General features: G+C 39.0%; 26 protein-coding genes. 8 read left to right on the top strand and 18 right to left on the bottom strand.

The window, feature by feature from the left end:
- Positions 1–190 precede the first annotated feature (190 nt).
- Entirely contained in the window at positions 191–2,014 is a 1,824-nt protein-coding gene (locus I9192_RS02145; protein ID WP_004825249.1) for an acyl-CoA dehydrogenase C-terminal domain-containing protein, read from the top strand.
- 708 nt (positions 2,015–2,722) lie between these two features.
- Here I9192_RS02145 and I9192_RS02140 read toward each other — a convergent pair.
- Together I9192_RS02140 and hemW are read right to left on the bottom strand one after the other, a co-directional pair.
- A complete protein-coding gene (locus I9192_RS02140; protein ID WP_151801126.1) occupies positions 2,723–3,211 on the bottom strand; it encodes a hypothetical protein in 489 nt (162 codons plus the stop codon).
- Positions 3,212–3,299: 88 nt separating this feature from the next.
- Positions 3,300–4,496 carry a radical SAM family heme chaperone HemW gene (gene hemW, locus I9192_RS02135; RefSeq protein WP_005034189.1) on the bottom strand — a complete coding sequence of 399 codons (1,197 nt, stop codon included), beginning with the start codon at positions 4,494–4,496 and terminating at the stop codon, positions 3,300–3,302.
- Between the two features lie 78 nt (positions 4,497–4,574).
- On the opposite strand from hemW, the gene I9192_RS02130 reads away from it, so the two are divergent.
- Entirely contained in the window at positions 4,575–5,036 is a 462-nt protein-coding gene (locus I9192_RS02130; RefSeq protein WP_005034196.1) for a DMT family transporter, read from the top strand.
- A gap of 43 nt (positions 5,037–5,079) precedes the next feature.
- Positions 5,080–6,435 carry an MATE family efflux transporter gene (locus tag I9192_RS02125; RefSeq protein WP_004825259.1) on the top strand — a complete coding sequence of 452 codons (1,356 nt, stop codon included), beginning with the start codon at positions 5,080–5,082 and terminating at the stop codon, positions 6,433–6,435.
- Between the two features lie 163 nt (positions 6,436–6,598).
- Here I9192_RS02125 and I9192_RS02120 read toward each other — a convergent pair whose 3' ends face one another.
- Complete coding sequence (locus tag I9192_RS02120; protein ID WP_005034198.1) at positions 6,599–6,814, bottom strand: DUF1737 domain-containing protein; 216 nt, start codon at positions 6,812–6,814, stop codon at positions 6,599–6,601.
- A gap of 199 nt (positions 6,815–7,013) precedes the next feature.
- Here I9192_RS02120 and I9192_RS02115 point away from each other — a divergent pair, with 199 nt between their 5' ends.
- A complete protein-coding gene (locus I9192_RS02115; RefSeq protein ID WP_005034200.1) occupies positions 7,014–8,312 on the top strand; it encodes an ABC1 kinase family protein in 1,299 nt (432 codons plus the stop codon).
- A gap of 300 nt (positions 8,313–8,612) precedes the next feature.
- The gene (locus tag I9192_RS02110) at positions 8,613–8,861 is read left to right on the top strand and encodes a type B 50S ribosomal protein L31 (protein ID WP_005034202.1); all 249 of its coding nucleotides are present in this window, start codon (positions 8,613–8,615) and stop codon (positions 8,859–8,861) included.
- Between the two features lie 93 nt (positions 8,862–8,954).
- Here I9192_RS02110 and crcB read toward each other — a convergent pair whose 3' ends face one another.
- On the bottom strand, positions 8,955–9,335 hold the full coding sequence (crcB, locus tag I9192_RS02105) for a fluoride efflux transporter CrcB (protein WP_005034204.1): 381 nt from the start codon (positions 9,333–9,335) through the stop codon (positions 8,955–8,957).
- A 118-nt stretch (positions 9,336–9,453) separates the two neighbouring features.
- Positions 9,454–10,293 carry a DUF2071 domain-containing protein gene (locus I9192_RS02100; RefSeq protein WP_200150084.1) on the bottom strand — a complete coding sequence of 280 codons (840 nt, stop codon included), beginning with the start codon at positions 10,291–10,293 and terminating at the stop codon, positions 9,454–9,456.
- Between the two features lie 146 nt (positions 10,294–10,439).
- Here I9192_RS02100 and I9192_RS02095 point away from each other — a divergent pair, with 146 nt between their 5' ends.
- Entirely contained in the window at positions 10,440–10,772 is a 333-nt protein-coding gene (locus I9192_RS02095) for a HopJ type III effector protein (protein WP_200150083.1), read from the top strand.
- 94 nt (positions 10,773–10,866) lie between these two features.
- Here the strand turns inward: I9192_RS02095 and I9192_RS02090 are convergent, their stop codons facing one another.
- The 3 genes from I9192_RS02090 to I9192_RS02080 form a co-directional block, all read right to left on the bottom strand.
- A complete protein-coding gene (locus I9192_RS02090; RefSeq protein WP_005034210.1) occupies positions 10,867–11,277 on the bottom strand; it encodes a GFA family protein in 411 nt (136 codons plus the stop codon).
- A gap of 87 nt (positions 11,278–11,364) precedes the next feature.
- Positions 11,365–12,573, bottom strand: coding sequence for a TIGR03862 family flavoprotein (locus I9192_RS02085; protein WP_005034212.1), 1,209 nt, complete (start codon positions 12,571–12,573; stop codon positions 11,365–11,367).
- Positions 12,563–13,225, bottom strand: coding sequence for a class I SAM-dependent methyltransferase (locus tag I9192_RS02080; RefSeq protein ID WP_171064878.1), 663 nt, complete (start codon positions 13,223–13,225; stop codon positions 12,563–12,565). The genes I9192_RS02085 and I9192_RS02080 overlap by 11 nt, the downstream gene beginning before the upstream one ends.
- Positions 13,226–13,298: 73 nt before the next feature.
- Here I9192_RS02080 and I9192_RS02075 point away from each other — a divergent pair, with 73 nt between their 5' ends.
- On the top strand, positions 13,299–13,490 hold the full coding sequence (locus I9192_RS02075) for a DNA gyrase inhibitor YacG (RefSeq protein WP_005034213.1): 192 nt from the start codon (positions 13,299–13,301) through the stop codon (positions 13,488–13,490).
- Positions 13,491–13,494: 4 nt separating this feature from the next.
- Here I9192_RS02075 and I9192_RS02070 read toward each other — a convergent pair whose 3' ends face one another.
- From I9192_RS02070 to pqqA, 6 genes are all read right to left on the bottom strand, one after another.
- A complete protein-coding gene (locus I9192_RS02070; RefSeq protein WP_200150082.1) occupies positions 13,495–14,550 on the bottom strand; it encodes a dipeptidase in 1,056 nt (351 codons plus the stop codon).
- 19 nt (positions 14,551–14,569) lie between these two features.
- Positions 14,570–15,718 (bottom strand): pyrroloquinoline quinone biosynthesis protein PqqE, encoded by a 1,149-nt coding sequence (pqqE, locus tag I9192_RS02065; protein WP_198260936.1) that lies wholly within the window; start codon positions 15,716–15,718, stop codon positions 14,570–14,572.
- A complete protein-coding gene (pqqD, locus tag I9192_RS02060; protein WP_005034218.1) occupies positions 15,715–15,999 on the bottom strand; it encodes a pyrroloquinoline quinone biosynthesis peptide chaperone PqqD in 285 nt (94 codons plus the stop codon). The genes pqqE and pqqD overlap by 4 nt, the downstream gene beginning before the upstream one ends.
- Positions 15,996–16,754, bottom strand: a complete 759-nt coding sequence (gene pqqC, locus I9192_RS02055; protein ID WP_005034221.1) for a pyrroloquinoline-quinone synthase PqqC — start codon at positions 16,752–16,754, stop codon at positions 15,996–15,998. The genes pqqD and pqqC overlap by 4 nt, the downstream gene beginning before the upstream one ends.
- Before the next feature lie 11 nt (positions 16,755–16,765).
- On the bottom strand, positions 16,766–17,677 hold the full coding sequence (gene pqqB, locus I9192_RS02050) for a pyrroloquinoline quinone biosynthesis protein PqqB (RefSeq protein WP_009584942.1): 912 nt from the start codon (positions 17,675–17,677) through the stop codon (positions 16,766–16,768).
- A 79-nt stretch (positions 17,678–17,756) separates the two neighbouring features.
- The gene (pqqA, locus tag I9192_RS02045) at positions 17,757–17,831 is read right to left on the bottom strand and encodes a pyrroloquinoline quinone precursor peptide PqqA (protein ID WP_009584944.1); all 75 of its coding nucleotides are present in this window, start codon (positions 17,829–17,831) and stop codon (positions 17,757–17,759) included.
- Between the two features lie 414 nt (positions 17,832–18,245).
- Here pqqA and I9192_RS02040 point away from each other — a divergent pair, with 414 nt between their 5' ends.
- Complete coding sequence (locus I9192_RS02040) at positions 18,246–18,428, top strand: hypothetical protein (RefSeq protein ID WP_005034225.1); 183 nt, start codon at positions 18,246–18,248, stop codon at positions 18,426–18,428.
- Between the two features lie 106 nt (positions 18,429–18,534).
- On the opposite strand, the gene I9192_RS02035 is transcribed toward I9192_RS02040, so the two are convergent.
- The 4 genes from I9192_RS02035 to murI all read right to left on the bottom strand — a co-directional run bounded on the left by I9192_RS02035 (position 18,535) and on the right by murI (position 22,336).
- Entirely contained in the window at positions 18,535–19,179 is a 645-nt protein-coding gene (locus tag I9192_RS02035; protein WP_004825281.1) for an MBL fold metallo-hydrolase, read from the bottom strand.
- Between the two features lie 46 nt (positions 19,180–19,225).
- Positions 19,226–20,236: a ferrochelatase gene (gene hemH, locus I9192_RS02030; RefSeq protein WP_200150081.1), complete on the bottom strand. Its 1,011-nt coding sequence runs from the start codon at positions 20,234–20,236 to the stop codon at positions 19,226–19,228.
- Positions 20,237–20,334: 98 nt separating this feature from the next.
- Positions 20,335–21,351, bottom strand: a complete 1,017-nt coding sequence (locus tag I9192_RS02025; protein WP_004825284.1) for a DUF4062 domain-containing protein — start codon at positions 21,349–21,351, stop codon at positions 20,335–20,337.
- A 106-nt stretch (positions 21,352–21,457) separates the two neighbouring features.
- Entirely contained in the window at positions 21,458–22,336 is an 879-nt protein-coding gene (gene murI, locus I9192_RS02020; protein WP_200150080.1) for a glutamate racemase, read from the bottom strand.
- Positions 22,337–22,373 lie beyond the last annotated feature (37 nt).

The following is a 22,373-nucleotide window of genomic DNA, read 5'->3' as shown; positions in this document are numbered from 1 at the left end:
GCAATGAAACTACAAAAACAAACTGTTCAATACTATCAAAAAACCAACAGATTCGCATGTACTTTTTCTACCAAATTCGCATTTCTGACAATTCTTTTAGAGAGTCTTATCAATGTATTTCTCATATGATTATGAATAATGAAACTATCGATTGAATATCCAAAACTATTTCTAAATTAGGATTAAATACATGCCAGCATATAAAGCGCCGCTCCGTGATATTCGTTTTTTAATCAACGAAGTTTTTGACTATTCTGGGCACTATAAAACATTATCAATTGGCGAAAATGCCGATGCTGATACGATTGATATGATTTTAGAAGGTGCAGCAGATTTTTGTGAAAATGTGCTCTCTCCTTTGAATCAGTCTGGCGATGAAGAAGGTTGCCACTTTAAAGAAGGTGAAGTCACTACACCAAAAGGATTTAAAGAAGCTTACGATCAATTCGTTCAAGGTGGTTGGCAAGGTTTGTCGTACCCAGAAGAGTTTGGTGGTCAGGGCTTACCAATGTCTTTAAATCTGATTAAATCGGAAATGATGGGAACTGCAAACTGGTCATTCACGATGTACCCAGGTTTAAGCATGGGCTGTATGAACACCATCATGCAATTTGGTACGGATGAACAAAAAGCAACCTACATGCCACATCTTACTGCTGGGACTTGGTCAGGTACGATGTGTTTGACTGAACCACAATGTGGTACAGACTTAGGACAAGTTAAAACCAAAGCAGAGCCAAAAGAAGATGGAACTTATGCCATCACTGGTACAAAAATCTTTATCTCTGCGGGTGAACATGATCTGACTGAAAATATCATTCATATCGTACTTGCGCGCTTACCAGATGCACCTGCTGGCACAAAAGGGATTTCATTATTTATCGTACCAAAATTTATCCCAACGGTAGATGGCGGTATTGGTGAACGCAACCCAGTGACTTGTGGTTCAATCGAACACAAAATGGGGATTCGTGCGTCAGCAACTGCGGTATTGAACTTTGATGCTGCAACAGGTTACTTGATCGGTGAAGTAAACAGAGGCTTACATGCCATGTTTACCTTCATGAACACTGCACGTATTGGTACTGCAGTTCAAGGTCTTGCACATGCTGAGTTAGCATTCCAAGGCGCACTGCCTTATGCAAAAGATCGTATGTCTATGCGTGCACTTTCAGGTAAAAAAGATCCAGAGAAAGTTGCCGATGCAATTATTCACCATGCTGATGTTCGTCGCATGTTATTGACCCAAAAGGCAATTGCTGAAGGTGGTCGTTCAATGATTTATCATGCTGCTCAATTGGCTGATAAGATGACTGATGCTTTGGCGCAAGGTGATCAAGCAAAATTTGATGAATATGACGATAAACTTGGTTTTTATACGCCAATTCTCAAGGGCTTCTTAACAGAAATGGGCTTAGAGGCTGCAAATCACGGGATGCAAGTCTTTGGTGGTCATGGTTATATTAAAGAACATGGCATGGAACAAATTGCACGTGATGCACGTATTTCAACCTTGTATGAAGGTACAACTGGCGTACAGGCACTTGATTTGATCGGGCGTAAAGTATTGCTTTCTTCTAAAGGTAAAGTGGTTCGTGAATACACCGCTGAAATCTTGAAGTTCTGTGGTCAACATGCACGTAATAAATATATGCGTCGCTTTGCATGGGATTTAACTAAAATCTGTGCGCAATGGAATGCTTTAACTGTTCGTATCATGCTTGCAGCACGTAAAGACCGTGACATCGTTTCTTCTGCTTCTGTAGATTTCTTGATGTTCTCTGGTTATGCAATGATGGCTTATTACTGGGCACAACAAGCAGCCGTGGCTTCTGAAAAATTGGCGTCAGGAAATGGTGCTGAAGTTCCTGAGTTCTATAAAGCAAAAATCAAAGTTGCTGATTTCTACTTTGAGCAATTGCTACCGCGTGCACAAGGGCATGCTGAGTCGATGGTCAACCCATCTAAGACCATGATGTCACTTGAAGCTGAACATTTTAGTTTTGACTACTAATATGTAGGTTTTCGCTAAGAAAAATAGAAAGAGCGCTTCGGCGCTCTTTTGTATTTTTAAGGAAAGTTAATTGAAATTCTGCCGGAATATGCGATAACTCATCCTCTTTTCTACTTGTTTATAACAATAGAAAGCTGATTTTTTCGCATTTTTAGTCACCCACCATGCACTAAAACATACTAAACAACGTGAATTCGATGCAATTAAATCTTCGACTCATTGAAAAATAATAAATCTATGTGGATTTTTTCTGGATTTTCATCCGATTTTGGATGAGTAGCGGAGCTTCGTAAGCGCCACCATCAATATAGTTTCATTGCTCTGATCAATAAAATGAAGGCGATCAATAGATTGTTTGATGATCTAAAGCTTGCACTGCCACGCTTTAATGCTAAAGTTTAAATTCTTTTGCGTAGGCGATGCCTCACTTTTCAGAGATGAAAAGTGACAAAAATCTTTCTTTGAGCGAGGGGTACATCCTCATACCCCCGCTCAACATGGCGACATCCATGTCGCCTCACGATCGCAAGACCATCAATGATTCAAAAAGTACAAAATAAATGAATCATCCAAATCACTTGTATGAATAATCAGGCGGTTTGGCTGTATCATCTTTCATCAAGGATTTTTATCGAACTCAGGTTAAATAAATGCTAAGTTTTTAAAAAATTCTGTGCAGGAATCCAAAAAATCATCTCTTGTTTTGCCTTATTTTTGATTTTTTGACACGGGTTCAACGATGGTTTTAAGCAATTTAAAGCCGTTTTTTTCAAGCACATAAAAACGTGTAGTCACTTGTTCCACGTCATAGTTTTGATCCATATGTTCTTCTTGTGTGACCAATAAACGACTATTCGCACGTGTTGCGATGACATCTTCTGTTCGTGCCTCGCCCCCAAAACCATCAGCTAACAGTTGCCCTGTACGTTTATTGACGAAAGAATACATTCTACAACTTGCACCACATCCCCACATGGTGGTGACATATTCACCAGCAAAATCTGGTTTTTCTTTCAAAGCATCTCTCAGTCGAGTACGAAACATATTGGCTCTTGGATCAGAAATATCCAGTTTGGCGGTCTTACCCGTATATACCGATTTCACAGGATAATCACGAAACTGGGGAACTGCACTTTTCGCATGAGCAATTGAGATTGCTGTTAGGGTAAAAAACAGACTGATGAGATATTTATTCATTGTTATAACCTAAAGATTTAAAATATTTATTTTCAGTCACAGCATAACAAAACTGGATATCTCCTGCTGTTTATTTTGAGCAATATATTTATAAAAATGCCTCTAAAACAGAGTTTAAAAATATATGCCCTTGCGCCGTACAGGACAAGCGTGTTGCATCATTGACCATTAAATGACGCTGTTTTAATGGGCTGATTCGCTCATTTAAATCCTCAAGATTCAAACCTGTACGTTCAGTATAGAGTTCAGCAACGACACCATCATTTAAACGCAAAGCATTCATCATAAATTCAAACGGCATCTCAACATCTTCGATACGTTTAAACTGCAAATGTTCAGCAGGCACTTTGGCTAAATAGTCTTTAGGCAAACGGGTCTTTTGATAGCGGTAAACACCATCAGTTTGAGTAACTTTGCCATGTGCTCCTGCACCAATTGCCAGATAATCACCAAATTGCCAGTAATTCAAATTATGCGCTGATGGTTGCTCTTTACGCCAAGCAGATACCTCATAATTGATAAAACCACTGGCTTTTAGATATTGCTCACCTTGTTCCTGTATCGCCTCTAAAACATCATCGACTGGCAAAATCGGTTGTGTACGGAAAAAAACTGTATTGGGTTCAATGGTTAATTGATACCAGGAAATATGTGTCGCACCATTTTCAACAGCCAGTTTTAAGTCGTATAACGCCTGTTCCAAGGTCTGTTCTGGTAATCCATGCATCAAGTCAACATTCACTCGTTGAAAACCTGCTTCTCGAGCATTTCGAATCGCTGAAACAGCATCATCATTGGAATGAATACGCCCTAATTTCTTTAAATGTTCGGTATTAAAACTTTGCACGCCTATGGATAATCGATTAATACCTGCAGCTAAATAACTTGCAAAAGGATCATGTTCAACTGTTCCCGGATTGGCTTCTAAAGTAATTTCACAATCCTGCTCAAAAGGCAGTAAGGCTTTTAATTGAGAAAATAACCATTGATAACCTTGAGCTGAAATAAGTGACGGCGTTCCTCCACCAATAAACACACTATGAATTTCTCGCCCTTGGGCAAATTCAATTTGCGTTTTAAAGTCTTCAACCAATGCCTGTAGATATTCCTGTTCCAAATCTAAAGACAATTTTCCGTCGGGTACAGCATGCGAATTAAAATCACAATATGGACACTTACGCACACACCACGGCATATGGATATAAAGCGATAATGGAATATTTTGAGGGATTAAAGCAGTCAAAGAAAAGCTCAAAGCAACTAACAGAATAATTAATTTTAACATGACTTCTAGCTTCTGATTAGAACAACTCATCAAATTGCTTTAGACTGGATATGCGCAATAAAAAGTAGATGAACAAGAATGATGAAATTATCCAGTCAATTGTTATTTCTTTTACCACTCACCATGGGCATTGGTATTGCTATGGCGTTTCAAACAGCCATCAATACGCAACTGCGTGAATATCTTTACTCCCCTTTACAAGCCGCGCTTTTATCTTTTTTGGTGGGTACACTATTGCTCGTAGTTTTGGTAATCTTCCAGTCTGAACAAAAACCAACACTACACAGTTTCGCTGTGATTCCTTGGTATCTCTGGCTAGGGGGTTGTCTTGGGGTTTATGCCATTAGTATTAGTATTTATACTGCCCCTAAACTTGGTTTCTTAACCCTTTCAGGGTTGATTATCTTCGGGCAGATCGCCACATCAATGATCATTGATCACTTTGGTGTATTGGGTACAGATAAAGTGCCAGTCAACTGGCAACGTCTTATAGGTGGCGTGGTGATTTTTATAGGTGTGCTTCTCACTCTACAACGCTAACCAGTTTATTTTTTCTTAAGCACATTTAAAACGAGTATTACCTGTGTCTGTATCAGTAAAAGCCACGACTACCCGCTTTGAATTAAAGCAACTTTTTCATTTGATGCTGCCGATTTTGATCACTCAATTTGCTGCCGCAGGCTTTGGATTGATTGATACCATCATGGCTGGGCATATGTCTGCCGAAGATCTCGCCGCAATTGCTGTTGGGGTTGGATTATGGATTCCAGTGATGTTGCTGTTCAGCGGTATCATGATTGCCACAACACCTTTGGTTGCTGAAGCCAACGGCGCACGTACGCCTGAAAAAATTCCTTCGATTGTTCGTCAATCGTTATGGGTTGCTTTCTTACTTGGCTTGATTGGAATGATGGTTTTGCAAATCATTCCATTGCTTTTGCCTCTTGTTGGTGTGCCTGAGTCTCTGCTTCCTAAAGCCAGCCTGTTTTTACATGCAATTGCTTTCGGTATGCCGGCTTTTACCATGTATTCAACTTTACGAGGATATTCTGAAGCTTTAGGTTATCCACGTCCTGTCACAGTGATTAGCCTCGTGGCACTGGTGGTGCAAATTCCACTCAACTTTATTTTTATGTATGGTATTGGACCGATTCCACATCTAGGGAGCGCGGGGTGCGGTTTCGCCACAGCATTATTGCAATGGCTCATGTTCATTACAATCAGTACTTATATTTTCAAAGCAAAGCGTTATCAGTCGACTCAACCCTTGAGTAAATTTGAGAAAATGGACAGTGTACTCATCAAGCGTATTCTTAAACTGGGTTTACCGATTGGTTTAGCGATTTTCTTTGAAGTGAGTATTTTTAGTACGGGTGCAATTGTGCTCAGTCCATTGGGAGAGATTACGGTTGCCGCACATCAAATTGCCTTATCCGTCACCTCTCAGCTGTTTATGATCCCAATGTCACTCGCTTTGGCGCTGACGATTCGTACAGGAACCTATTTTGGTGAAAAAAATTGGTTCGCCATGCGTAAAGTGCAAAAAGTTGGATTAATGACCAGTACCTTATTTGCCTGTACCACCATGTTATTACTGTTGCTATTACGTCCAGAAATCGTTTCTGTTTATACGCGTGATTATGATGTATCTCAAGCTGCCATTTATTTGATTCTATTTGCAATTGGCTATCAGCTCATGGATGCTTGGCAAGTGAGTGCTGCTGGTTGTTTACGTGGAATGCAGGATACCAAAGGACCCATGTGGATCACGATGCTGGCTTATTGGATCATCGCCTTTCCAATTGGAATCTATTTGGCACGTTATACTGATATGGGTGCGGCGGGTGTCTGGACAGGTTTAATTATTGGATTAACGGTTGCTTGCGTCTTATTACTTATGCGCTTATATAACAATAACAAACGCTTAGCACAAAACTAATAATTAAAATTTTAAATAATGCTGTTTTATGAGCAGCATTATTTTTTCTAAATCAAGTCAACTCAAACTGAGTTATATCATCTAAACAATACATCATCTGTCTAAATCCTCAGGTGACTTGACCAGATCATATAAAGTTCATGATGAACTTAAATTTTTCCATCTATTCAGATTGAAGTTGATAGGCATGTTGAAATTTCTCAGACATTTCCGATACATCTGCAACCTCTTTGATGATTGCTTGCCCAACAATCACATCCGTACCATTAAACGTCATGGTTGGCGCGCCGTATAACGCATAACCTTCGTTAAGCGCTTTGCTCACCCTTGCACAAAAGTGAACATCATCTTTGCCCGTTAAATAACGATAAACTTTCATCCAACTACAACTATATGAATATGTGAAAACATTTTAATCCAAAATACACAAAAACAGGCTTATACTGTCCAACGAGTTTAAATATTAAAAATAGCCAAGCAGAAACAAACGCTTAACAAATTAGAGTAGGCAGTTTAACAATAGTCGCCTATGATCAAAATAAATGAAACATCTAATCTAAACTGAAGGATGATTACGAATGTCGAAAAGTACCAGTACACCCGGTCGCCGCTTTATGAAACTTGCCAGTATGACTGCAAGTATTGCGACAAAAACGGTATCAAATTCAATTCGTAACTTCAATGCAGATGAAGAGCAGAAAAATGAAGCGCGCAGCAAGCTGTTTCAAGATATTGGCGTACAAATCGCAGACACCTTAGGTGAAATGAAAGGTGCTGTAATGAAAGTTGGGCAAATCGCCTCTCAGTACAAAGATATTTTTCCGCCAGAAGTTGCTCGTGCCATTGCCAAATTGCAACGCCAAGCACCTGCAATGCCCTTTATTGAAATTAAGCAGCAAGTCGAACGAGAGCTTGGCAAACCCATTGATCAAGCCTTTTTATATTTTGATGAGCAACCTTTTGCCGCAGCCTCAATTGGTCAGGTACATAAAGCAACTTTGAAAAATGGCACAGAAGTGGTGGTTAAAGTTCAGTACCCAGGTGTGGATGAAGCCTGTGAAAGTGATTTAAAACAAGTTCGCCTAGCATTACGTCTTATGGGGGTACTTAAAGTTGATAAGAAATTACAAGACCGCTTATTTAAAGAAATTCAAGACAGCCTGCATGAAGAATTGAATTACGAAATCGAAGCACAAAATTTACAAGTATTTCGAACTTTCCATCAGGCTTTGGATAGCAAAATTATTATTCCAAAAGTTTTTACTGAATACTCAAGTCGTCGAATCCTGACCTTAAGCCTTGAAAAAGGTGAAAGTATTGAAACTGCAAGCACTTGGGACTTAGATATTCGCAATGAAATTGGTCGTCGTTTGATTCTAGCACTGGGTCAACAGATCTTTTTCTTAAAACGCTTCCATTGCGATCCACACCCAGGCAATTTTGCTTTCCGTGAAGATGGTAGTGTGATTATTTATGATTTTGGTGGAGTAAAAACCTTATCCAATGAAATCATTACCCATTTTAAAGCTTTAGTCAGAGCTGCGAGAAAACAAGATATTGCTAGCATTGAAGAGCATTTAACCGCATTGGATGCATTGGCTGAAAAAAGCGAGTTCCCTGAAGAGCTTTATCAAGCATGGCTCGAAGTTTTATTACGCCCACTGACGACACATTATGATTTTGCTGAAAACTCAGCCCATCATGATGGTATTAAATTGGTGAAAAAATCTCTGAAATACTGGGATGTATTTAAGCCATCTCCAGATACTTTAATGGTAAATCGTACCATTTCAGGGCAATACTGGAATCTGATTCAACTGAAAGTTCATGATAATTTGAATGATCTTTTCGAAGAATTGGTTCCACTGCAAGATTAAGAAAAGGTTGATAACTAAGGTCATTTATACAGTGAGTGAATCAGGGGATGTATCGTTAAAACTCGAATTGAATAATCATTATCTCTCACGGTAGTGATTAATTTTATTTTAAGGCAATCATCTTAAATTAAAACCATATTTGAAACCTAAGCACCCTCCTCCTGCTTAGGTTTCTTTTTTATTTTCAGCAATATGAAATCATTTTTATCTGACAGATTGAACTCAAATTTAAATAGACTTTACAAATTATATGTTATGTTATAATATTTCATTAAGCCAAAATAATGAGAGGATCAAATCATGCGTCCAGGTATCCATCCAGAGTATCGTGAAGTGTTGTTCCATGACACCAATGCAAATGCATTCTTCGTAATTGGCAGTACGATCAAGACTGCAAATACCAAAGAACATGAAGGTAAAATATATCCTTATGTAACATTAGATATATCGAGTGCTTCTCATCCTTTCTATACGGGTGAAATCCGTCAAGCAAGCAATGAAGGTCGTATTGCCAACTTTAATAAACGTTTTGCACGTTTTAAACGTTAAGTTTAAAACTGTTGTTCAAGCCTAAGTTACCTCTCTAAACTTAGGCTTTTTTTTATTCTTAGATTCTCTGATGAAGTGCAACAGAGATTTATATTATTTTGTTGATAAAATCATTTGCACAATATAAAAACCAATCGCTAAAAAGACGACACCGACAATAACACTTGAAACTGTATAGGCCAGCGCAATAGGAAAGTGTCCTTGGCGAATGAGTTGAAAAGTTTCTAAGCCAAAACTGGAAAAAGTCGTAAATCCACCGAGGATTCCCACCATGAAAAACAAGCGTGTTTCTTGTTGTAGAATTGGATAACGCAGGGTAAAAGCAAAGAAAATTCCTGCCAGAAAACACCCTAAAATATTAATTGACCATGTTGCCCAAGGAAAAAGGCTGAGAGGTTTAGAAATCAAAAAACCAGCCCCATAACGTAAGCTTGCACCAATTGCTCCACCACATGCGACCAATAGCCAATTCATGTTCTAACGTCCTTCAATCTTCTTTAAATCAATTCTTTTAACACTAACGACGCAATGCCACTTTGTTTGTGTATAACCCAATAGTTATCCACAATTTTACACAACAATAGTAAGCAATCTAATCGAGTGGTGTCTCATTTTTTACATAAAAGTTCAATGCAGGAACCACAAATGCAAAGACATCTTGTTCCCGAACTTCCCACTGTTGTAGTAATGGACAATCAATATTTAGCACCTGTGCTGCTTGAATTTGATTAAAATCAAAAGGCATTTCAATATCACCTTGTGACAAATGTTCAGGCTGATCAACCCATTCCACCCAAGCATGATCTTGATCCACAAGATAGGCAATAGCGTCTTTCCATGAAGGAAACAAAGGGTGCCAAGCTTGAGGGAGTTGCTGATCTGTTTTGATCTTAACTGCGCTGGAAAGTCGATAAAGTGCATCTAGCTCAATCTGTGTCTGAATAATATCATCTTGTCTTTCATGGACAAATTGCAAGGCATATTGTGCACGCATCGCATCACTTGTTAAACGCCCACTGAGTACATACAGTTTCTGATCAATCATGACCTGTTCAAAAATCACCGTTTTGTCTTGTTGCTCAGGTGCAATATAAAAACGCCAATTGCTTTGTCGAGGTGATGGCATGAGCTGACGTAAACGACCTAAAAAAGAAAAGCCAAAATGCTGGTGTTGGTAAGTCAAAATACTAAAAATCGTTTTACCTTGTTTTTCCCACAATTGAACATGACTCGGATAGCGTGAACGGACTTTTTCTATATCCACCAACCACGACAAATAAACAATATTTTTTACCTGACTTTGTAACTGCAAAAAGGGAATAAAACGCATCAAGATACGGCGTAAACGAAGTAAAAATGAGCATTGCGCAAAAAATGCAATGAGTTTTAAAGTAACGCCTGCAGTTTGTTTTTTAAGACGATGTCGGTTCATAAGACACGATGACTGTTCCCTTCAAGCATTTGATTCTAACAAATACCGTTAAAAAATAATTTATCTGGCAAAACACATGAGAACATTACTGATCTATGAACGATAGGTTATGCTATGTGCACGACTGAATATGGAATTCTCAAATCATGGTTCAAGATTTATTGCAACAACTTCAAACTGGCAAAGCAAAATTTGCCGATGTTATTCAACATATTGAAGCGCGTTATACACATACCCCAACCGCATTTCAAAATGGTCAACAACATAATGCAGCAACAGAAAACCAAGGCAGTGCTAAAGTTTTTTCTTTTGCTCAGCTAAATCAACTCGACCAACAGCAAACCTTGAACTTGTTCGCAGAACACTATGCTTCTGTTTTGGCGACTCCAGATGCGTCAGATCATCAAAATATTCGTCAATTTATGCAAAATGGTTGGGATGGCATTCAATTTGAGGGTGTAGCTTTAACTGCGAAATAATATCTATCATCATTGTAAACATCAATGAATTGGCTCAAGCTACATATCGCAATTAAAACAATAAAGGGATCAAATTGATCCCTTTATTCTGCGCTTATGGTCGCTCATCATATTGTGGCAAACCATCACAAATATGATCCCACTCTGCTTTATAGGCTGCATAAATATGCATGGTGGGTTGATGTTCCAATGCCGTGTCGAGTGTTCCAATTCTTAAACGATAGGTCTCTGGAGCTTCAGCTTTGATGCTGATAATCGGCGAGCCACACTCCTGACAAAAACATCGCGTGGTAGTCTCGGTTGATGCAAACTGTTTTAGCAACGACTCACCCTTTACGATTTTAAAGTCTGCTTTTTGAATGGGTGCATTGGTCGCAAATGCCGTACCATTTGCTTTTCGGCAACGTTTACAATGACATTGGATGACTGGACCTACTTCACCATGAACCTCATAATGAATCCCTCCACACAAACAACTTCCTGTATATAATTTTTCAGCAGACATTTTTGAAAATCTCACCATGTGCAAAATGATTAGTTACTCCATCAAGTTAGCACAAAATATCTACTTTTAGCGGAAATAAATCCTTTTTTATAACAGGTCAGAAAGATATTGATGCACGCCTTCACCTGCCGCTCGACCAGTAGCAAAACAAGCCGTCAATAAATATCCACCTGTCGGTGCATCCCAATCCAGCATTTCACCACAACAAAACACCGAAAGATGAGATTTGAGTTGTAAATCCTGAGTCAATGCTTGTTCTTTGACACCACCTGCACAACTAATCGCCTCTTCGATAGGGCGGAATCCCTGTAATTCGATTTTGAGGTGTTTAATCTGTTGCGCCAACTGTTCTGGATCATTCCAAAGCGCTTTATCAACCAATTCACGTAGCAAACTTGATTTTGCTGTGTCTAAGCCTGCTTTACGCCAAATATTGGCAGTCGACTGCTTTTTAGATGGCTGTAATTTTTGTACCAATTGCTGAATAGATTGATCGGGTAACAAATCCAGATACATGACGAGTGGTTGACTTTGTTGAATCAGTTGACGCAATGAGCGTCCTTGCTTATAGATGAGCCCACTTTCCAAGCCATAATGGGTAATAACGATATCACCTTGAGTTTTAACCGAAGGCTCAACCCAAGCATCTACGCGCTTTAAAGGCTGACCAAAAACAGACTGCATATAGTCTGACCATGGATAAACTACGCCCGCATTACTGGGTTGAAAAGTTTCAATTTCAGATGAGGACAACCATTTTTGCCATGCGCCATCACTGCCTAAACGAGACCATGACACAGCACCACATGCCAAAATAATCGCATCAAATTTCTGCTCATTGATTTGATTACTTTTTAAATCAATCATCTTGAGTTGCTGATGTTTCAGGTCAGTAACTTGATGACGATAATGAAACTTAACCTGTTGCTCAACTAAATGCTTCAACCATGCTCTTAACAGTGGTGCAGCTTTCATTTCTACAGGAAAAATCCGCCCAGAACTGCCTACATAAGATTCAATGCCTAAACTTTGCATCCACTTTTGAATCCAAGCAGCATCCCACTTTTCAATCCAAGGTCTCAACCATTCCACTTGATCATAACGTTGAATAAATTGCTCAAAGGTTTCAGCATGTGAGATATTCAGTCCCGTTTTTCCCGCCATCAAAAACTTACGTGCTGCCGATGGCTTTTGTTCAAAAACATGAATCTCATAATTTTTATATTGGCTTAAAACATCTGCCGCCATTAAACCTGCAGGACCTGCACCAACAATTGCAACTCTCTTAATCGACATGTGCTTGCTCGGATGATGTCTCGGCTGCCTGCCCATGACGAGGTTGCATATCATCAAAACGAGTTAAATAATGCTCAGGCTTACGAATAATCAATTGCTGACACAACTCACCACGTTCTAAGTATTTAATTTCAAAATGTGTTCGTGCTGAATCTGATGCAATAATTTGTTTCTCGTAAGGAAGTTTCCAAACGTCTTGTAACTGTTGCTCTGCTTCCGCGATATATTCGGGAATATTACTGGCCAATGTAATGCTGCCATTTGGCTGTAGCCTAGAAATCAAAAACTCAAAAAAAGGCATATTTAACCAGCGTTGTGCTGGATTATGCGGTTCAGGATTTGGATAGAGAATAAACAACTGTTGCACCTGTGCTGGGTACAATGCATGTACAACCCATGGCAATGCATCGGCATGAATTGGTGTTAAATTGGTTTGCCCTTCTAATTGATGCTGTTTTTGCATCGCCACAAATTTTTCACGTGTGCGCTCGATTGCAATCAGGCTCAAGTCTGGATGTTGTCCTGAAAACAACAATGCATGTTTGCCTTTCCCTGCCCCAATTTCCACACAAATAGGAGTATTTTCAATACATTGAAAATCACGGGGAGCATGCATACGCTGTGCTTGAAATTGACGAATCGGCATAATCAGATCAAACTAAGAAAAATCGCTGCAAGTTTAACAATTCTTTGCAGGTTTTGCTTTTCTAAATGAGAGTTTCTGTATGGCTAAAACATTTCCTTGTCCACGATGTGGTGAACCTTCAACATGGGAAGCAAATGAATTTCGCCCATTTTGTTCTGACCGATGCAAATTGATTGACCTCGGTGCCTGGGCGAATGATGAATATAAACTTCCTACTCAAGATGCGCCTCAAATGGATCAAAAACGACATGAAGATGATTATGAAGATTAATCAATCATGTGGCTGCCCAAATTCGTTTAAGTACCTTAAGCCAATTTTTAAAGCATATTTGTTCAATCAATTGATCTGAATAACTGCGTTGTCGCATTGCACTGATGAGTTTCGAAACTCCCATAATATCTTTGAGTTCATTACTAATCAGTGCACCATCAAAATCAGAACCAAAGCCGACATGTTCTTCACCTAAGTAGCGCATCATATATTCCAAATGATCTAAAATAATATTGATGGCCGTATCGGCATTGCGCTGTCCGTCTGGGCGTAAAAATGCCACATCAAAATTTACTCCAACCATACCTTGACTATCGCGTATTGCCTTCAATTGAGTATCCGTTAAATTTCGTGCTTGTGGGCATAATCCATAAGCATTGGAGTGAGTTGCAACAATCGGTTGCGCTAAAATCTCTGCTGTATCCCAAAAAGCACGCTCATTCATATGTGAGACATCAACGAGCATCTTTTTATCCGCACAACGTGCAATTAAAGCTTTACCCTCAACTGTAAGACCGGGACCTGTATTTGGAGAATGAGGAAATTTAGCATTTAAACCATGTCCAAACAGACTTGGTCTATTCCATAGTGGTCCTATACTACGCAGCCCTGCATCATATAAGACATCCAATAGTTTAGGATCTTGTTGTAAAGCTTCTGCCCCCTCCATATGAAGGACAATACTCAACTTTTTTTCAGTGATACAAAATTCAATGTCTTCAACAGATGTACAGATTTGAATATTGTGCGAACGTCTAGTCAACTGTTGAGCTAAATCAAGCTGCTGCAAACAAATCTGTTCAATCTGTTGTTGGGTAAACTCATCAATGCTTTGATCGAATAGTTTATTAGGATGATGTTGCTTTACATAATCAAATGGCGGTAGAAAAATAGCAAAAAACCCACCTGCAAAACCTGCTTTCTGACAGCGTTTGAAATCAAGATGCCCAGGCAATCCTTGATGGATAAAAGCATCGACAGGATCATGATCATTAGATAACCACAGCCTTGTTAAAACATCATTATGACCATCGAAAATTGGAATAACATCGTGGCGCATACTGCACATCTCGCTAAAATTATCCATTTGAAATGTTTAGAACAGAAATGTGATTATTCATTCGTTTAGAATTTTTACTATTGCGAAAAATTAAATTACTGAGGGAAACAGCTTGTTCAGTTTCTGCTCGTGCTTGTTCAATCAAATGATGATATGGCGATTTAGCACAGACTGGATCAGCATTAGATGCATTGCCCGTTAACATATAAGCTTGGCAGCGACAGCCACCAAAGTCACGGTCTTTATCAGGACATGTACGACAACCTTCAGGCATCCAAGCATCTCCACGATATTGGTTAAAAGCCTTAGATTCATACCAAATTTTTGCTAAAGATTGTTGACGGACATTCGGAAAAGTCATCGGTAATTGACGAGCCGCATGACATGGCAGTGCCATGCCATCAGGCGCTATCGTTAAGAATATTTTCCCCCAACTATTCATACATGCCTTTGGACGCTCTTCATAATAGTCAGGTACCACAAAAATAAGCTTACAAGGACGCTTTTGCAGACGTAATTTTTCTCGATAAGCATTGGTAATGCGCTCAGCACGTATTAACTGCGTTTGAGTAGGTAATAAATACTGACGATTTAAAAAAGCCCATCCATAAAACTGACAAATTGCTAACTCGACAGTGTCCGCATTCAATTCAAGACAAAGCTCAATGATTTGTTCAATCTGATCAATATTATGTCGATGAATGACAAAATTAAGCACCATTGGATATTCATATTTTTTAATAATACGGCACATATTGTATTTTTGTTCAAAGGCATATTTCGAACCCGCCAATGCATCATTTACCAACGGATCGCTTGCCTGAAAACTCACTTGTATATGATCAAGACCTGCTTGTTTTAAACAGCTTACTCTTTGTTCCGTCAACCCCATACCCGAAGTGATAAGATTGGTATAAAAACCTTGTTGATGTGCATGTGCAACTAACTGCTCTAAATCTCGACGAACCAAAGGCTCTCCACCAGAAAAGCCTAACTGCACAGCACCAAGCTGGCGAGCTTGATCAAAAACATCACACCACTGTTGGGTCGTTAACTCATTTTTATGTTGTGTATAGTCTAAAGGATTGGAACAATATGGACATTGTAATGGACAACGATAGGTTAACTCTGCAAGTAACCATAACGGTAGTCCAATATCGGTTGTCATTTAAAATCAATCCAATATTGTTGTTGAGCAACTAACATGTAATCAAAAACATCATTGTCTATTTCAGCAATATCTCCAAATTGTTGTTTTAAATAAGTAATAATATCTAAAATACTATTTATCCCATCAATACATTGCCCAATCGCACCAGCGCTTTCATTTAACTTGATCATGCCTTCAGGATATAAAATAACAAAACTATTTTGCGCAGGTTCAAACTGAAAACGGTAGCCAGGTCGCCAAATAGGAATAAGATTTTGATCAAGTGCTTTATTGTTCATCTAAATAATCCTTTATGCCAAACTCGTTGTTTAGTCACAGTATGATAAGGCGCTTCATGATGTATATAAGCCAAAGTTAAAGCATCTAAAATGCTCCATAAAACATCAAGTTTAAACTGTAGTATTTCTAACATTCGTTGCTGTTGCTCATAACTGGTGAAGGAATCCAGTGTAATCGTCAAACCATGCTCAACATCTCGTCGAGCTTGACTTAATCGAGAGCGAAAATATTGATACCCCTGATCATCAATCCAGGGATAATGTTTTGGCCATGAGTCTAACCGCGATTGGTGGATTTTAGGTGCAAATAATTCAGTTAATGAACTACTTGCAGCTTCCCGCCATGACGCTCTGCGTGCAAAGTTGACATAAGCATCTACAGCAAAACGTACCCCTGGGAGGACGAGCTCTTCAGAAATTACCTGTTCACGTCGAAGACCTACAGCTTCTGCCAAACATAACCAAGCCTCTCGCCCCCCACCATCGGGATACGTACCATCTTGATCAATCATTCGTTGAATCCACTCCTGACGTACCCGTTGATCTGGACAATTTGCCATGATCGCAGCATCTTTAAGTGGAATATTAATTTGATAATAGAAACGATTTGCAACCCACGCCTGAATTTGCTGTTGGCTTGCCTTTCCTTCCGACATCATGACATGAAACGGATGATAAATATGGTAATACTGTCCTTTGTCTATAATCGCTTGTTTAAATTCTTCTAGTGTCAACGCTTTTGGTATTTGATTCATAGGGCATCTTATTAAAGTTCAATGTGCATTCCGTCGTAAGCAACCTCTACCCCATTTGCTTGAAGTTCAGCAAATTGGATGGAGTTCTCATTTAAAATTGGATTGGTATTATTAATATGAATCAGTATTTTTTTTACATCTGAGAGCTGATTCAAATAAGACAATGATCCACCTTCACCACTAATGTACAGATGTCCCATTTCTCTTCCAGTTTTTACGCCTACACCACATTTTTGCATCTCATCATCTGTCCATAGTGTCCCATCAATCATCACACAATCTGAGTTCCTCATCGTCGCCATAATCATGTCATCAACTTTTCCAAGACCAGGCGCATAAAACAACTGCTTTTGTGTTTTTTGGTCTTTAATAATTAAAGCAATATTGTCACCCTCATGCGGATCATGGCGATGAGGTGAATATGGCGGAGCCGCACTTTGAATCAGCAAAGGAATGAATTCCAAATGCTTAAAACCATCTATTCGAAAAGCATGATTTGGGTCAATCTGGCGATATTGCAGTCCACCATTCCAGTGCTTCAATATATTAAATACAGGAAAACCTGTACTGAGGTCTTGATAGACCATTTCAGTACACCATACAGAGATTGGACATCCTTCGCGTAAACTAAGAAGCCCTGAGGTATGGTCAAGTTGACTGTCCATCAGAATGACATTCGTAATGCCAGTATCACGTAATTTACGCGCTGGTTGAGCTGCCCTAAAATCAAATAACTGTTGGCGAATATCTGGCGAAGCGTTTAACAAAATCCAGTCCGTGCCATTTTCAGAAATGGCAATCGAGGACTGTGTTCGAGCTGTAGCTTGGATCGTGCCTTTACGGATACCATCACAATTAACACAATTGCAATTCCATTGTGGAAATCCACCACCTGCGGCTGAACCCAATACATAAATATACATAGCAGTAAGATCTGATGATGATAAAGATCAAAGCCCCAGATCAAGGCTAGGGCTTATTTGGGTTTGAAAGTAAAAATAATTAACGGGCTTCGAAGTACATGGTAACTTCAAAACCAATTCGTAAGTCAGTAAAAGCTGGTTTTATCCATTGCATAAAATTTTTCTCCAAATTCAATTCTTATTTAAAAAATTAACACCTAATCAGTACCACAACAGTGTTCAAATTTTATTCTAAATAAAAATACTATCCTTGTAGACCCTGTTTAGTTAATATTTTGTTCGATAGTCGTTATCGTTAAAAATGAGTAAAAATTATTCGCCATGTCCGACGAGATAGATCAAAATCCAAAATTAAGACAATTTTTGTTCCATATTTTAATTCAGTGTAACTTTCTTACTCTGATTAAACAGTTTTTTTATAATTTAAACACAATAGACATATATATTTCACAATAAACGCCTATTTTTTAACACACGCTTAGCTATATGATCATTGCGTGCTAAATGTCACACTTTTCCATATAAAAAATTAAAAAAAGTTTCATTGAAACTAAATTGGAGTATCAAAATGTATATAGGTTTAAAAGTTTTTACTGCTATTTTAGCCATTTTATGTGTATTTTTTACCACGATAGGCATTTATGCACTTGATGCATCACTGATTATTATTGGTATTCTCTTTGCAGCTTCAATTCTCTTGATTGTTTTAGAGGCGCAAAATCGATCAACCAATCCGTTTATAAAACGCTAACACTACCATCGAATAAATAATTGAGAATGAACGATCATTAGCTCACTCATTGCATTATCCAACACTGACTGAGCTGTATTTTATTAGATGGCAAGTTTCAAAAAAATTACCCTGCTTTACTTGCCACGAATGGATTATGCTGTTTCTCAAACCCAATCGTACTCATAGGACCATGCCCTGAAATAAATTGGGTTTCATCAGGCAAGCTAAAACATTCACGCTGAATAGAATCGAGTAATTGTTGATGATTGCCTTTTGGAAAATCTGTGCGCCCAATTGAACCTTTAAACAATACATCACCCGTCCACAGCACAGCGTATTTAGCATTGTAAAAGATGACATGACCAGGGGTATGTCCAGGCGCAAAACGAACTTCAAATTCCTCCTGCCCTAATTTCAAAGTTTCACCACCTTCAAGCCATTGATCAACTTTAACTGGCTCGGGAATAGGAAAGCCATAACGAGCAGACACTTCTTGAATCATATCTAACCAAAATTGGTCTTCTTTATGTGGACCAATCACAGGTACATTCCATGCTTTAACCAATGCACCCACAGCACCAGCATGATCCAAATGCCCATGCGTTAACCATAACGCTTTTACCGTTAAGCCAAGCGCTTCAACTTCTTGTTTTAATTTTTCAGGCTCACCACCTGCATCAATCAGTACCGCTTCTTTAGTTTCCGAGTCCCAAACAATCGAACAGTTTTGAGCAAACGCCGTTACGGGTACAATTTTGACTTGTAACATAATAATTTTCCTAAAAGAATAGCGTCTGTTGACATTGCAAAAAACGCTAAGCCTGTAACTGTGACTTGAGTGCCTCTAATTGAGTCTGTAACAGCAGTCCCAATAGATCAATGTGTTCGTCTCGATCATTCAATGCAGGGATATAAGCATAATCTTTACCCCCTGCTTTCAAAAATAATTCAGCATTCTGAATTGCCAACTCTTCTAAAGTTTCTAAACAATCTGCTGAAAATGCAGGACTCAGGATTTGCACAGATGCTACACCTTGTTCTGCCCATGCTTGCAATAATTGATCCGTATAAGGCTTGACCCATTCCTGTTTCCCAAAACGTGACTGGAAACTTATCGCCCATTGGTCATCACTTAACTGTAGTGCCTGAGCAACCTTTTGCGCAGTCACACGACAACGATCTGCGTACGGATCACCCTTATCTGCATAAGGTTGCGGAATACCATGAAAAGACATTAATAACTTTTCCGCTTGACCGTGCTGTTGTTGATAATCACGGACACTATTGGCTAAAGCCTGTATATATAACGGGTGTTGATAATAATCACGAATGAAGCTTAGACCTGGAATATTTCGTTGTTTCAGCAGCCATTTTGCTACTGCATCATATAAGGGTGCGGTAGATGTTGCCGAGTACTGAGGAAATAGCGGAAAAAGAATAATGTGATCATAAAGCTGTGATTCAGCTTCATCTAACACACGATCAATACCTGGTCGACCATAGGTCATTGCAGGAACAATGGTTAAATCAAAATCAGTATTGAATACGCTCAATTTCTTTTGAAGTTGTTGAACCTGTTTAAATAAAATTTCTCGCATTGGAGAGTCATTCGACCATACCTGCGCATAGGCTTCCGCTACACGCTTAGGTCGGAACGGCAGAACAAAAGCATTTAAAATAATTGCCCACAAAATTTTGGGAATTTCAATAACCCGCTGATCCGATAAAAACTGCTTTAAAAAAGCCCGAACCGCTGGAGCTGTTGGTGCGTCTGGTGTGCCAAGATTGGCAATAATAATCAGGACTTTAGGTTTGGATAAAGACATTTTTACTCTGTTTGCACAATATCATGATCTCTAAATATCAGCTTAACAGAGTCAATCTATAAACAGAATTTTTATCTGTATATTCACACTGTATACCCTTAAAAAATAGAGGAACGATGACTGATACGTTGTGAATTTTCCAGCAATTTGACACATTTATCGGTCATTTGCCATAACATACGCTGACGATCATCACGCCCAACAGGGACAATCCATTCATTTTGACGAACTTGTTGTTTAATCGTATGTAAAGAACGTATATTGATCTGTGCTCTAGATACAGCATGCGCACGAGGCATGACTACTTGTGCATCTGTCAGACCTGTATTATTTAAATAGTCATTCAGCACTTTAGAGAAAAAATCCTCAGGTGTTGGTTTCCTGAATTCAACAGACAATATTTTTAATAACTCTGCCCAAGTCATTTCACGTGCTGGAGAAAGCTCCCTAAAATTACCATCTTGATAAGCATGCATACGGTAATCGAAGTTAAATACTTCATGCAGTGAAACTTTTGGTAAGGTTAAAAATGGATCTGCTTCTTTACGCCCTTGTTCAACTGAGACCTGTGCTAATTTTGCTTTTAAACGATCAATTTCGTCTTGCAAGACCTGAATATTTTGTGGTCTTACCCAACCAACAACAGGATAACGCTCAAGCATTTGTGGCATGTAAGAGCGTACTGCGAGCTCTAAATCTCGCAAGGTGCGATAGGTTACAACCTGCTCAACTTCTTTTTGTAGCTGATGACGAAATTCATTGAATTTGCCTTTTAATATCGCGCTTTCTTCTTTTAAATGTGGCTCACGAGAATCTGGATTTTCATGCATAAACACAATAATTGGCTTTTGTTTGGTCACTGCATAAATATATTCAAGATGTAAATAACTCACTCCTGAAACAGACTGCTCACCATATTGGCTCCCCAACAGCAATAACACATAATCACAATCATCAATCTGACGACGTGCAAAAGCGGTACTTAACGGTGTACGCTGTTCTAATCCCCAAGAAAAGAACCCCATCCCAATCAATGTTTGAGACACAACCATACGTTCTGGCTGCATTTCTTTGCCAGATGTTGTAATAAAAACTTGATAACGTTTATCGAGCATAGGTTAACCCATTCTTGTCATACTCAACTTAAATCCATCCTTGAGCTTTAAGTAGAATATGCCCTACACTTATTAAAAATATTAAATCTTTCCAATATTGAAAGAATTAGCCGAGTTTTTCAACAATATTTTCGATAGACCATGTAATTTCAGGTTGTATGAGATGCTTGAGGACGCTTTCTAATTCTTTTGCATTTTGCCCGCTCACAAAACATCGCAACCGCACGCCACTCTCTTGCAAATCAGTCGATATTAACTCATTTTTCAATAATATACGCGCCGTTTGTCGTGCAACTGCCAGACCTGAATCGATTAAGCTCAATTTAGCACCATAAAGCTCTTGAATACTTTGCTTTAAATACGGGTAATGTGTACATCCCAGAACCAAGTAATCTGCACCTTTTGCAACAGCAGGATCCAAAACCTTCTGCAAACTTTGTTTACACTCCAGCGTGTTATAGCGTCCAGATTCGACCAGCGGAACTAGGTCTAAATTAGTAATGGTGAGTACCTCGACTTGGGCAGGCTCAGCAAAGCGTTGGATAACATCTTTGATCAGTTGCCCACGAAAAGTTGCAGGTGTTGCCAACACTGAAACCACTTTAGATTGGCTTTGTAAAACCGCAGGTTTTAATGCAGGAACCAAACCGACAATAGGAAAGTTTTCACCATAATGCTCACGCAAATAATCCAGACTAAAAGCAGATGCAGTATTACAAGCGACAACAGCAATCTTACAGCCTTGGCGATACAGCCACTCAATCGCTTGTGCTGTTAACTCTCGAATATTCTGATCTGTTCGTGGACCGTATGGAACATGTGCGGTATCTGCATAATAAACAATACGTTCATTTGGCAAATAATTGGCAATCTCTTGTGCAATTGAAAGCCCGCCAATTCCTGAATCAAAAATCCCAATAGGCGCATTTGCCAAAGCTTTTGGCATGGGATTTTCTAAAGGATACAGGGGAAGAATAGCGCTCATTTGATCCACTATGGATAGGTATTGAAAATAATTAACT

Origin of the sequence: Acinetobacter bereziniae (genome assembly GCF_016576965.1) — a bacterium.
Lineage (GTDB): Bacteria > Pseudomonadota > Gammaproteobacteria > Pseudomonadales > Moraxellaceae > Acinetobacter > Acinetobacter bereziniae.
Note: the sequence above shows the minus strand (reverse complement) of the source record. Positions and strands in the feature narration are given on the sequence as shown.

Bases quoted from the DNA above. Each gene is read 5' to 3' on its own strand.
- crcB (WP_005034204.1), bottom strand. From the start codon at position 9,335: ATGAATTGGCTATTGGTCGCATGTGGTGGAGCAATTGGTGCAAGCTTA.
- I9192_RS02140 (WP_151801126.1), bottom strand. From the start codon at position 3,211: ATGAATAAATATCTCATCAGTCTGTTTTTTACCCTAACAGCAATCTCA.
- hemH (WP_200150081.1), bottom strand. From the start codon at position 20,236: ATGTCTTTATCCAAACCTAAAGTCCTGATTATTATTGCCAATCTTGGC.
- hemW (WP_005034189.1), bottom strand. From the start codon at position 4,496: ATGTTAAAATTAATTATTCTGTTAGTTGCTTTGAGCTTTTCTTTGACT.
- I9192_RS02120 (WP_005034198.1), bottom strand. From the start codon at position 6,814: ATGAAAGTTTATCGTTATTTAACGGGCAAAGATGATGTTCACTTTTGT.
- pqqB (WP_009584942.1), bottom strand. From the start codon at position 17,677: ATGTATATTTATGTATTGGGTTCAGCCGCAGGTGGTGGATTTCCACAA.
- I9192_RS02040 (WP_005034225.1), top strand. From the start codon at position 18,246: ATGTATATAGGTTTAAAAGTTTTTACTGCTATTTTAGCCATTTTATGT.
- pqqC (WP_005034221.1), bottom strand. From the start codon at position 16,754: ATGAATCAAATACCAAAAGCGTTGACACTAGAAGAATTTAAACAAGCG.
- I9192_RS02090 (WP_005034210.1), bottom strand. From the start codon at position 11,277: ATGTCTGCTGAAAAATTATATACAGGAAGTTGTTTGTGTGGAGGGATT.
- I9192_RS02095 (WP_200150083.1), top strand. From the start codon at position 10,440: ATGGTTCAAGATTTATTGCAACAACTTCAAACTGGCAAAGCAAAATTT.
- I9192_RS02025 (WP_004825284.1), bottom strand. From the start codon at position 21,351: ATGCTCGATAAACGTTATCAAGTTTTTATTACAACATCTGGCAAAGAA.
- I9192_RS02110 (WP_005034202.1), top strand. From the start codon at position 8,613: ATGCGTCCAGGTATCCATCCAGAGTATCGTGAAGTGTTGTTCCATGAC.
- murI (WP_200150080.1), bottom strand. From the start codon at position 22,336: ATGAGCGCTATTCTTCCCCTGTATCCTTTAGAAAATCCCATGCCAAAA.
- I9192_RS02075 (WP_005034213.1), top strand. From the start codon at position 13,299: ATGGCTAAAACATTTCCTTGTCCACGATGTGGTGAACCTTCAACATGG.
- I9192_RS02115 (WP_005034200.1), top strand. From the start codon at position 7,014: ATGTCGAAAAGTACCAGTACACCCGGTCGCCGCTTTATGAAACTTGCC.
- I9192_RS02085 (WP_005034212.1), bottom strand. From the start codon at position 12,573: ATGTCGATTAAGAGAGTTGCAATTGTTGGTGCAGGTCCTGCAGGTTTA.
- I9192_RS02130 (WP_005034196.1), top strand. From the start codon at position 4,575: ATGATGAAATTATCCAGTCAATTGTTATTTCTTTTACCACTCACCATG.
- pqqD (WP_005034218.1), bottom strand. From the start codon at position 15,999: ATGAACAATAAAGCACTTGATCAAAATCTTATTCCTATTTGGCGACCT.
- I9192_RS02100 (WP_200150084.1), bottom strand. From the start codon at position 10,293: ATGAACCGACATCGTCTTAAAAAACAAACTGCAGGCGTTACTTTAAAA.
- I9192_RS02070 (WP_200150082.1), bottom strand. From the start codon at position 14,550: ATGCGCCACGATGTTATTCCAATTTTCGATGGTCATAATGATGTTTTA.
- I9192_RS02145 (WP_004825249.1), top strand. From the start codon at position 191: ATGCCAGCATATAAAGCGCCGCTCCGTGATATTCGTTTTTTAATCAAC.
- I9192_RS02035 (WP_004825281.1), bottom strand. From the start codon at position 19,179: ATGTTACAAGTCAAAATTGTACCCGTAACGGCGTTTGCTCAAAACTGT.
- pqqE (WP_198260936.1), bottom strand. From the start codon at position 15,718: ATGACAACCGATATTGGACTACCGTTATGGTTACTTGCAGAGTTAACC.